Origin of the sequence: Pseudochrobactrum lubricantis (assembly GCF_041929865.1) — a bacterium.
GTDB classification, from domain to species: domain Bacteria; phylum Pseudomonadota; class Alphaproteobacteria; order Rhizobiales; family Rhizobiaceae; genus Pseudochrobactrum; species Pseudochrobactrum saccharolyticum.
Genome location: NZ_JBHEEE010000007.1, coordinates 205979 through 214476, shown reverse-complemented (window position 1 = coordinate 214476; position 8498 = coordinate 205979). Strand labels below are relative to the sequence as shown.

Genomic DNA, 8498 nt, shown 5'->3' with positions numbered 1-8498 from the left:
CCACTCTCCCAAACTGTCAACACGACTTTTCAAAAAAATTACACAAATCGCAAACTTTCTTTCCACAGGGAAAACTTTAAAAATTAAGCGAAAATTTACCCTCTTTTTCGCCCTCGGAAAACCGGATTCGGCAAACCAATCAACCCGCGACAGACACATAGATTATGACTTGCGTTTGATACCTGCCCTACTCTGCGCTACAGATAGAGAGCAATAACATTATATAATGCAGGGAACACCGCTTACATGCTCACTAAAAAAGGGAAATACGGCCTCAAAGCAATGGTTCATCTGGCTGAAGCCACACAGGATGACCTTATCTCTGTTGGCGAGATCGCCAAGGCACGCAATATCCCGCGCAAATTTCTGGATAATATCCTGACAGACCTGCGCGTTGCAGGCTTTGTTCAAAGCCGCAAAGGTAAAGGCGGAGGCTTTTGTCTGGCCAAGCCGGCAGATCAGATTTCAATCGGCAATATTATCCGCAGCCTTGACGGCCCTCTGGCCCCCCTCCCCTGCGCGAGCAAGACAGGATATAAAGCCTGCGAGGACTGCATCGAAGAAGACTGTAAAATTCGCCGTATGATGCTGGAAGTACGTGAAGCCATCGCCAGCGTGCTGGATAAGCGCACACTGGCAGATGGCTACAGTGATTTGTAACGGGAATTACTGCAGGCAAGTCTTCAGCGATGTCGCCAGATTACGGATCAGCTGCGGATATAGTTCCGGTCCGTCCTGAAGATCAGCCCCAAGCGGATCAAGCACGCCTGTTTTAGCTTCCGTTCCTTCAAGCACGGTCTTTACCAAAGCGGACTCAAATTGCGGCTCAGAGAACACACAGGTCGCCCCCAAGGACTTCACTTTGGTCTGAATTTCACGAATACGTGCTGCACCCGGTGCTTTTTCCGGATTTACCGTAATTGAGCCTGCCGCTGAAAGCTCGAAACGACGTTCGAAATACTGATAGGCATCGTGGAACACAATATAAGGCTTAGTGCGCACCGGCTCCAGCTCCGCCGCCACTTCTTTTTGCAGCGCATCAATCTTATCGGCATAGGCAGTCGCATTCGCCTGATATTGCTTAGCATGCTCCGGATCAGCTTTACCTAAAGCTTCCGCAATCGGCTCCAGCATCAGCTTGGCATTTTGCGGATCAAGCCAGAGATGCAAATCATCATGATGATGGTCATGCGCTTCACCGCTCTCACCATGATTGTGCCCGCCATGATCATGCGGTTCAAAATTACCGCTTTCGCGCGCAGACAGAATTTCAAGCCCCTTTACCTGATCCAGCCGTACAACTTCAGCCTTAGTGCCAAGTGTCTCCAATGGCTTTGTCAGATAAGTTTCCATTTCCGGCCCGACCCAGAAAATGACTTTTGCTTTTTCCAGTGCACCGGCATCAGACGGCTTCAGATTATAGCCATGCTCTGATGCAGCGCCTTTAACAATAAGCTCCGGCTCCCCTGCCCCCTGCATAACAGCAGATACCAGCGAATGAATTGGCTTAATCGAAACCACGACATCGCCTTTTTCCGCCGCAACAACAGCATGCGAAGAAACAGACAACAAAGCGGATGCCAGCAAAACTCGGATAACAGACATAAAACCTCACAGAAATTGCTATTAATCACTGCCAGCGATTGAAATGACAGCACATCGGAACAATATGTTATAAAGTTACATTATTGCGTAATGCTATAACGTATGAGATAACCCGTGACAAGAGCAGGATCTGCTTTTCTATCATTCCGAAAGCGTACAATGCATCATCCATTATCAGCTACCGCCAGCGGACAGACACCTGACATTCTTCTGCGCCTTGAAAATGCAGGGATTGAGCGGAACGGTCGCTGGCTTGTCCGCAACATTGATCTCACCCTGCATAAAGGTGAAATTGTTACGCTCATCGGCCCTAACGGCTCAGGGAAAAGCACGACCGCCAAAATGGCATTGGGTATTCATAAGCCTGATGAAGGCGAGGTGAAACGCGAGAAGTCCCTGACCATCGGCTATGTCCCGCAAAAAATCTCGATTGATCCGAGCCTGCCACTGACAGTTGAGCGTATGATCCGCATGACTGCCCCTATAAAAAAAGAAGCAATCGAAGCAGCTCTGGAACTTGCAGGCATTCCGCAACTCATCAAAGCACAAGTTGTCCATCTTTCCGGCGGCGAGTTTCAGCGTGTGCTGCTTGCCCGAGCATTTGCCTGCAAACCGGATTTGCTGGTGCTGGATGAACCATTGCAAGGTGTTGATTTTGCCGGTGAAGCCGAACTTTACGAGAAAATTGCAAAGTTCCGCGATCAGACCGGTTGCGGTGTTCTGATGATCTCCCATGATCTGCATATTGTTATGGCCGCAACAGACCGCGTTGTCTGCCTGAACGGGCATATATGTTGCAGTGGCACGCCGGTTGATGTGGCCGCCAGCCCTGAATATGCCAAGCTTTTCGGATTGCGCACTCCGCGCGGCATGGAAATTCCGCCCTCGCTTGCAGTCTACACACATCATCATGATCACACCCATCTGGCTGACGGACGGGTGCAACATGCAGACGGCACGATAACCGATCACTGTCACCATGATGACGGCCATCATCATGAACACTGCGAAGACCATAATCACCCCCAAAGCGGTGGACACAATCATGCTTGATGACTTCTTTATCCGCGCCATGCTTGCCGGTATCGGCCTCGCTTTAATTACCGGCCCTATCGGTTGTTTTATTGTATGGCGACGCATGGCCTATTTCGGCGACACGATGGCTCATTCGGCATTGCTTGGTGTTGGCCTTGCCATGCTGTTTGACCTGAATATTATGGTTTCCGTCTTTCTGATCGCCTTTAGCATCGCCATGCTGCTGGTGGTTTTACAGAAACGGCACACTCTCTCAGCAGATTCTCTGCTGGGCATACTCTCCCACGCCACATTGGCATTCGGACTGGTGCTTGTCGCCTTTATGACATGGATCCGCTTTGATCTGATGTCACTGCTGTTCGGCGATATTCTCGCGGTATCCGCCTCCGATCTTATCGCCATTTACGCCGGTGGCGCATTGATCCTTGCGGGTCTGATTAAACTCTGGCGACCACTACTGGCAGCGACCATCAGCGAGGATATTGCACAGGCTGAAGGTCTGCAACCGGAACTGCACCGCACTTTGTTTATGATTTTGCTGGCGCTGTTGATTGCCATTGCCATGAAAATCGTCGGTATTCTGCTGATTACCGCTCTGCTGATTATTCCGGCAGCCACGGCACGCCGTTTTGCATTATCGCCGGAGCAAATGGCCATCTATGCGGCTTTTATCGGCGCCTGCTCGGTTATTGCCGGTCTCTTCGGCTCATTAAACTATGACACACCGTCAGGACCATCCATAGTCGTGGCTTCTGTGGTGTTTTTTGTTATAAGCTTGCTCCCATGGCAAAAACTCAAAGCATCTTTGCCGGTTGCGCGCGATAAGGAGACTTCATAATGACCGCTCATACGCATACAGGAACTGCATCTGCGGCAGCGCGCGCTCCGAAACTCACACGCAATCAGAATCTCGTATTGGAAGCGCTTGCAAAGGCTGAGTTCCCGCTCAGCGCCTATACAATTCTCGACCAGTTGCGCGAAGAAGGTTTTCGCGCACCGCTGCAAGTCTATCGCGCACTGGACAAGCTTCTGGAATACGGCCTGATCCATCGCCTTGAAAGCCTGAATGCTTTTATTGCCTGCGCCCATCCGCACCACCATGAGCACGGCCATCTGCATGGTATCGCAGCTTTTGCCATTTGCGATAAATGCGGTTTAGCTTCGGAATTTTCTGAGCCGGAAATCGAAGATTGCGTGCAGCACTGGACGCAGAAGAACCATTTTCATCCAACGAAAACCACTCTGGAAATTCGCGGTCTGTGCGCAAGTTGCGCGCATAACTAATCAGGAACAACAGAACACCCCGCACAAAAATGCGGGGTGTTTTTGCAAATCAACCCTGTAAATGCGATGTATCCGGCAAAGGTATAATGCCGAGCGACATCGCCACCGCCACTGCAGATGTGCGGTTGGCACAACCCAGTTTGATCTTGGCATTTTGCAGATAGGTCACCACTGTCCAGCGGGCGATGCTGAGAATTTCAGCAATTTCACCGTCAGTTTTTCCGCGTGCGGCCCATTTGAGGCAATCAACCTCGCGTGGCGTCAGAGAAACCAGCGACTGAACTTCGTTCTTTTGTGATGAATAGTCGCTCACCGCGGATAATACAGATTCATGTAATTGCGCAGTCGCCTGTAAAAAATCCTTTTCCAGCAGACGGATCAGGTCTTCGGCATTGAGGTCGTTTTTGCCCTTTTTCGTATCAAACGCAAAAATAGTATGGGCATCCCCGCTGCCATTCAGCCGCTGTGTCACCATAATAAATGTATCGCCAAAATTATGCGCTCTCAAATCATCGACATAATTCTGCAATGCCGGTGTATTTTGTTTGTGACTGTAAATCTCTGTAATGCTGACACTATGAGGCAGCTCGGGATCAGACCATTTCTGATGAAACAGCGGATCAATATCAAAATAGTTTTTAGCAGCGTAATTCACGATCCAGTCTGCCGGAAATGTCGACACCACAGTCTTGATATTATCAGCCATGCCCGCATCCGCATTCTTAGGCGTAATATGCGTAATATGCTTGCAGGAAAGTTTTTTACGAACTGCGATATATGTTTCCAGAATAGATGAACAATATTCTTTGCCAAAGAAACTGTATTGAAATTCCGGGAAATGGATAAGTTCAAATTCCATGAAAAAATTCCGTTTTAAACACCTGTAAAAATCAGCAAAATGAAAACATAAAAATTAAAGCGCATAAAAACGCGCGAATATGAAAATGATTCGAAAATAAACGCACATAATTTGCGCACCTCTTCTCAACTAAGACATGAATGCAGCAAAAATACTATTTCAACGCGATGACGCAAATAAGATAAAACAACAGTGATCCGCTGCGACGAATCTCCGGTCATCCTCCCTTCTGGAAACCGGCCCAAAACACTCTTCTGAAGAACTTAATAATTAAAAATCAGTGCCTTAAAATTAAGATCATTTCATCGCCAAACAGAATCTCATTATCCGGCACAGTTATTTTATTAAAATGTTTTTGTCACAATGCACAATTACCAACTAATTGCCCGCTCATACTATCCGGATCGCGACATTTGCGGCTAAGCCTATGAATCCTTTCTGATATTCAAGACCGCGCCGCACAGCCGGATTATCATCCGATAAAAATCAATATATTCAAGAGATTAAGTATATTGTTGTTTTTTATTCATTTCCTTCTCTCTAAACTGCAACATTCAATTGCTTGCGATAAAAAAACATGGTTCACTTCTGCCCGGATAAAGAAAAACGATAGCCGCCATGGTACTTTCATATGACGCGCCTATCGAAAAAATGCGAGGATGCCTGAAAGCAGGCCTCCCGTAGCTTTAAGGGGAGTATGTCAATGCTTAACAGAACAACACGGCTGTTGTCCCTGACAACAGCGATCGCTTTTGCCGGCACCACATTATCCGTGGCAGCTCCGTCAGAAGAACTGATCGCCGCCGCGAAAGCAGAGGGTCAGCTGACCACAATCGCCCTTCCGCATGACTGGTGCGGCTATGGTGAAATCATCAAGAGCTTCAAAGACAAATACGGCATTCAGGTCAATGAACTGAATCCGGATGCAGGCTCCGGCGATGAAATCGAAGCAATCAAAGCGAACAAAGACAATAAGGGCCCTCAGGCGCCTGACGTGATCGATGTCGGCTTTACCTTCGGCACCACTGCGAAAAAAGATGGCCTGCTCCAGCCTTATAAAGTATCGACATGGGATTCGATCCCTGATGATGCCAAGGATGCTGAAGGTTACTGGTACGGCGACTATTACGGCGTATTGGCTTTCGAAGTGAACAAAGACATCATCAAAGATGCACCGCAGGACTGGGCTGATCTGCTCAAGCCTGAATTTGCCAATGCCGTTGCGCATTCCGGCGATCCGCGTGCATCCACACAGGCAATCCTGAGTGTGTATGCTGCTGGTCTTTCCCTTGGCGGCAAGCCGGGTGAAGAAGCAGCTCAGAAGGGGCTGGAATTCTTCCGCGACGTGAATAAGGCCGGTAATTTTGTACCTGTCATCGGCAAGGCCGCTTCACTGGCACAGGGCTCGACCCCTATCGTTATCCGCTGGGACTATAATGCTCTGGCAGACCGCGATACGCTGAACGGCAATCCGGAAGTTGAAGTTATCATTCCGAAAACCGGTGTTGTAGCCGGTGTGTATGTACAGGGCATCAGCGCCTATGCACCACATCCAAATGCAGCCAAACTCTGGATGGAACATCTCTATTCCGATGAAGGCCAGATCGGTTATCTGAAAGGCTATTGCCACCCGATCCGCTTCAACGCCATGGCTAAAGAAGGCAAGATTCCTCAGGAACTGCTCGACAAGCTGCCACCGGCAGAAGCTTACCAGAAAGCTGTCTTCCCGACCTTGGAAGAACTCGACAAGTCTCAGGCTGTCATCACCAAGAACTGGGATAGCGTAGTCGGCGCGAATGTTCAGTAAGCTGAACAGCTGAATGCTGCTGTTACGGGCGGCAACACCCGCCCGTAACAGGTTTTGCAATTTGCATTTTTATACGACACATATCATCATAAAAAATAACTCAGCCGGCACCGCAATCTGAACATTGCTGTATGCCTGCAGATTTCAGCACCTCAATCTGCGGAAGCCATCACCGACGCAGACGATAAAAAGCAAAAATCATATGAGCCTGTCCAGCAATGGCATAACATCTGACACGCCCCCTGTGCGACGCGCCAAGCGCCGTCTGCCTTTAGAGTGGCTCGGTGTTGCCCCGTTTTTCGCCTTCGCAATTCTGTTTCTGCTCTGGCCGACCATGTATCTTGTTGTCGGTGCATTTCAGGATAGTCAGGGTAATTTCACCCTGCAAAATATTATAGATCTGTTTGAACCCGGCATTATGAGCGCCTATTGGGTCTCGATCAAAATCAGCTTTGCCTCCGCTTTGGGTGGCGCTGTGATCGGCTCGTTCATGGCATGGGCGATTGTACTGGGCAAACTGCCCCGTTTTCTGCGCCCGACTGTGCTCACATTCTCCGGCGTTGCGTCCAACTTTGCCGGTGTGCCCCTGGCTTTCGCCTTTCTTGCCACGCTAGGCCGCACCGGCTTTGTCACGATTTTGCTGCGCGAATGGTTCGGCTTCAATCTCTATGCCACCGGCTTTAACCTGCTGAGCTTTTTCGGCCTGACACTGACCTATCTGTTCTTCCAGATTCCGCTGATGGTGCTGATCCTCACTCCTGCTCTGGACGGTCTGAAAAAAGAATGGCGTGAGGCTTCATCCATTCTAGGTGCCACGACATTCCAATATTGGCGCATGGTGGCCTTTCCGATTCTCTGGCCCAGCCTGCTTGGTACCAGCCTGTTGCTGTTCGCCAATGCGTTCGGTGCGATTGCCACAGCCTATGCGCTGACCGGTTCTTCGCTGAATATCGTACCTATCCTGCTTTATGCGCAGATTCGCGGCGATGTTCTGCACAATCAGAATCTCGGCTATGCGCTGGCACTCGGCATGATCCTGATTACCGGCATTTCCAATCTGCTTTATATCTGGCTGCGCATGCGTGCAGAACGGTGGCAGAAATGAAGCTGAAATATTTCATTCCAAAAACCCTCGGCGCATGGATCGCCTTTCTGATCGGCGCGATCTATTTTGTGGTGCCGCTGATCGGTACATTTGAATTTTCCCTGCGCATGCGTCGCGGTGAATATTCTTTTGACGCTTACCGCGTTGTGCTGACTGACCCGAATTTTCAGGCGACATTCGGCTATTCCATCATGCTTGCCATCATGACGATTATTTTCGGCGTGTTGCTGGTGGTGCCAACCGCCTATTGGGTACGGTTGCGCATGCCTTACTTGCGTCCCGTCATTGAATTTATCACGCTGATGCCACTGGTTATTCCGGCGATTGTTATCGTATTCGGCTATTTGCGGATTTATAACTCGTCATCATGGCTGCCATTTACAGGATCAACGCGCGCAACCGATATTCTGCTGATGTTTGGCTATGTGACACTGGCGCTGCCTTATATGTATCGCTCGATTGATACGGCCATGCGCACGATTGATGTTCGCACGCTGACAGAAGCCGCGGAAAGTCTGGGCGCAGGCTGGCCGACCATTCTGTTCAAGGTGATTTTCCCGAATGTGCTTTCCGGCGTTATGAGCGGTGCGTTCATTACCTTTGCGATCGTCATCGGTGAATTTACGCTGGCTTCGCTGCTCAATCGTCCGGCTTTTGGCCCTTATTTGCAGCTTGTCGGTGCAAACCGCGCTTATGAACCGTCAGCGCTGGCAATCATTGCCTTCGGCATCACATGGCTGAGCATGATTATGCTCCAGCTTGTCACCCGCTTCTCCAAATTTAAGACAGCAGGCAATTAAGTC

The 8498-nt window shown here is 49.5% G+C and carries 10 protein-coding genes; 8 read left to right on the top strand and 2 right to left on the bottom strand.

The features are described 5' to 3' along the window. Both JNC80_RS15525 and JNC80_RS15520 read left to right on the top strand, forming a co-directional pair. A partial coding sequence (locus JNC80_RS15525; protein ID WP_376710805.1) for a hypothetical protein occupies positions 1 to 217 on the top strand: 217 nt, incomplete at its 5' end. A gap of 29 nt (positions 218 to 246) precedes the next feature. Continuing rightward, entirely contained in the window at positions 247 to 660 is a 414-nt protein-coding gene (locus JNC80_RS15520; protein ID WP_075656957.1) for an RrF2 family transcriptional regulator, read from the top strand. A 6-nt stretch (positions 661 to 666) separates the two neighbouring features. On the opposite strand, the gene JNC80_RS15515 is transcribed toward JNC80_RS15520, so the two are convergent. Then, positions 667 to 1605 carry a zinc ABC transporter substrate-binding protein gene (locus tag JNC80_RS15515; protein ID WP_376710804.1) on the bottom strand — a complete coding sequence of 313 codons (939 nt, stop codon included), beginning with the start codon at positions 1603 to 1605 and terminating at the stop codon, positions 667 to 669. Between the two features lie 159 nt (positions 1606 to 1764). Here JNC80_RS15515 and JNC80_RS15510 point away from each other — a divergent pair, with 159 nt between their 5' ends. Genes JNC80_RS15510 through JNC80_RS15500 form a run of 3 tightly spaced genes read left to right on the top strand, consistent with a single transcriptional unit; the run spans position 1765 to position 3924 of the window. After that, positions 1765 to 2658: an ATP-binding cassette domain-containing protein gene (locus JNC80_RS15510; RefSeq protein WP_376710803.1), complete on the top strand. Its 894-nt coding sequence runs from the start codon at positions 1765 to 1767 to the stop codon at positions 2656 to 2658. Continuing rightward, on the top strand, positions 2651 to 3478 hold the full coding sequence (locus tag JNC80_RS15505) for a metal ABC transporter permease (RefSeq protein ID WP_376710802.1): 828 nt from the start codon (positions 2651 to 2653) through the stop codon (positions 3476 to 3478). Before JNC80_RS15510 ends, JNC80_RS15505 begins: the two co-directional genes overlap by 8 nt. Continuing rightward, positions 3478 to 3924 (top strand): Fur family transcriptional regulator, encoded by a 447-nt coding sequence (locus JNC80_RS15500; RefSeq protein ID WP_075656960.1) that lies wholly within the window; start codon positions 3478 to 3480, stop codon positions 3922 to 3924. The genes JNC80_RS15505 and JNC80_RS15500 overlap by 1 nt, the downstream gene beginning before the upstream one ends. Before the next feature lie 49 nt (positions 3925 to 3973). Here the strand turns inward: JNC80_RS15500 and JNC80_RS15495 are convergent, their stop codons facing one another. Next, positions 3974 to 4783: a helix-turn-helix transcriptional regulator gene (locus JNC80_RS15495; protein ID WP_376710801.1), complete on the bottom strand. Its 810-nt coding sequence runs from the start codon at positions 4781 to 4783 to the stop codon at positions 3974 to 3976. 703 nt (positions 4784 to 5486) lie between these two features. On the opposite strand from JNC80_RS15495, the gene JNC80_RS15490 reads away from it, so the two are divergent. The 3 genes from JNC80_RS15490 to JNC80_RS15480 all read left to right on the top strand — a co-directional run bounded on the left by JNC80_RS15490 (position 5487) and on the right by JNC80_RS15480 (position 8495). Next, entirely contained in the window at positions 5487 to 6590 is a 1104-nt protein-coding gene (locus tag JNC80_RS15490) for an ABC transporter substrate-binding protein (protein WP_022709617.1), read from the top strand. A 202-nt stretch (positions 6591 to 6792) separates the two neighbouring features. Next, positions 6793 to 7695, top strand: a complete 903-nt coding sequence (locus JNC80_RS15485) for an ABC transporter permease (protein ID WP_022709618.1) — start codon at positions 6793 to 6795, stop codon at positions 7693 to 7695. Then, entirely contained in the window at positions 7692 to 8495 is an 804-nt protein-coding gene (locus JNC80_RS15480; RefSeq protein ID WP_022709619.1) for an ABC transporter permease, read from the top strand. Before JNC80_RS15485 ends, JNC80_RS15480 begins: the two co-directional genes overlap by 4 nt. The last annotated feature ends 3 nt before the right edge of the window (positions 8496 to 8498 follow it).